This window comes from Streptomyces sp. NPDC022910, assembly GCF_055561075.1.
Window position 1 is genome coordinate 1 of the sequence record NZ_JBVHHL010000154.1, and the last position, 2,211, is coordinate 2,211.

Genomic DNA, 2,211 nt, shown 5'->3' on the forward strand with positions numbered 1-2,211 from the left:
CCCGGCGGTAGAGTAGGGGTCGGACCGGGGCGCGGTACTGGCCTTGCGACCAGCCCGTTTCCCCGGCCCGCCCTCCGCACCGGACATGCGACTCTCACCGCATCCGGCGCTCCACGGACTCCCGCTGGACCGCGCGGCTCACGCCGTCGCGGCCTTCGCCCAGGGTGTTGGGATGCTGTATCCGCGCCAGCGATAGCGGGTCACCTTCACCCGCTGCGGGACGAACAGCGTGATCCCGTCCTCCTCGGGCCGCCAGCCGGGTTCACCCGTCAGATAGCGGCGCCGCAGAGTCCTCCAGTCGATCCCGGGATGCTGCTTCCGCAGCCACAACGTCACCCGACGCCAGCAGAAGTCGTCGAGATAGTGGAACGTGGCAGTGGATGACCCGAACCGGAAGTAGTAACACCATCCCCGCACCGCCGAGTTGAGCTGGCGGAGCAGGTCGGCGAGGGTCCGTTGACCTCTCTTGTTCGTCATCGCCCGCACCTTGCCCGTGATGGAGGCCAGCGCCTTCTTCGACGGATAGGTGTAGACGTAGTGCTCGCTGGTGCCCTTCTTGCGCCTCCGCTGGATGCGGAAGCCGAGAAAGTCCAGCCCCTCGTCAATGTGGCAGACCCGGGTCTTGGCCACGGACAGGCTGAGCCCCAAAGGGGCGAGCACAGCCGGGACCTCCTCCCACAGCGCGTCCGCGTGAGCTCGGGTGCCGCACACCATGATCAGGAAATCGTCCGCGTAGCGGACGATCCGGTATGTGGCGCCTCCACGTCGGCGGTGTGCTGTCCGCCTGCCACCGTTGCCGTGAGCGTCCCACTTGGCGCAGAAGTGTTCATCCAGCGCCGAGAGGGCGATGTTCGCCAACAGCGGTGAGACGATGCCGCCTTGGGGCGTGCCGGTGTTCGTGTCCCTGGTCTCGCCGTCGGCGGACATGATGCCCGCCTTCAGGAATGCCTTGACCAGGGCGAGAACCCGCTTGTCTCCGACTCGTCGGCGCATCCGTTCCAGCAGGACGGAGTGCGCGATGTTGTCGAAGCATGCCTCGATGTCCGCATCCAGCACCCAGTGGTATCCCTTGGAGCCGAAATGGTGCACCTCGGCGATGGCGTCATGGGCTCGTCGTTCGGGGCGAAAGCCGTAGCTGGCCGGCTTGAAGGACGCCTCGAAGATCGGTTCCAGGACCAGCACGAGCGAGGCTTGCACGAGCCTGTCCATCGCGGTGGGGATCCCTAGTCTCCTGAGCTTTCCTCCGCTGCCAGGCTTGGGGATCATGCGCTCCCTCACCGGCAGAGGGGTGAACGTGCGGGCCTTCAACTGCTCCCGCGTGTTCTTCAGGAAGGCCACGATGTCGGCGTCGTCGGCGATGAAGGCCGGGATGACCCGGTCCACGCCGGCCGTGCGTGCCCCCTTGTTGCCCCGCACCCTCTCCCACGCGACGGTGAGGAAGTCGGGGTGATGGACGAGGTTGTAGAGATCATCGAACCTGCGGTCGGGATCATCGACCGCCCATTGGTGCAGCTTGGTCTGCATCCGTCGTACCCGCAGCCAGGCCCCATCGGGGTCGGGCCACAGATCACCGGTATTCACCAGCGTCTCCGTCCCTTGCAGTTCCTCAACTACCTGAATCCGCTGGGCTGCTTCGCCATGTGGACGGCTTTCCCGCCCCCGGACTACTACCAGCCCTCCGCCCCACCCCGGGCCATCGGCGGACGTCGCGCCTTCCCGCCGGACGCGCCTGGAAGGCGCGCCAAGGCGAGAGCTTCGGGGTGGTTCCCACGTTCACTGTGATCCGCTCGTCGGGTGAGGCGGCCAGCTTTGCCCCTGCGGCATCGCCACGGTTACGCCGCAGTCCTTCACCGTGGCCTCCCGATCGGCAAGATCAATCCGATCCAGGAGTTCCTGCCCGTACAGGCAGTGCACACCGCGATCCAGCCCAGATCCACCGGGTTTGAGTTGGCGGAGGTCTTGAGGGGCTTTACACCGCTGGTTCCTCGCGTCCACCTTCCCGTCTCGCTTGCCGGGCCCGCACCGTCCGGTAGTTCCGGCGCGTCCCGTCGTTGTCGGGGCTGCTCTCCATCAGGTCCGGCCAACTCGCCGGGCCCGACTGCCCCCTGCTTCTGCCATCCCACTGCGATAGGACAACGGTGCGGGTCTCACACCCGCACACGGATCAGCAGCGCCTCGTGGCGCACGGTCTCGCACCTCCACTCGGTCACA

At 66.7% G+C, this 2,211-nt stretch carries 1 protein-coding gene; it reads right to left on the bottom strand.

All coding sequences use genetic code 11. The annotated features are described in order from the left end of the window. Positions 1-138: 138 nt before the first annotated feature. Positions 139-1,581 carry a group II intron reverse transcriptase/maturase gene (ltrA, locus tag ACZ3TS_RS42805; protein WP_467628623.1) on the bottom strand — a complete coding sequence of 481 codons (1,443 nt, stop codon included), beginning with the start codon at positions 1,579-1,581 and terminating at the stop codon, positions 139-141. Positions 1,582-2,211: the final 630 nt, after the last annotated feature.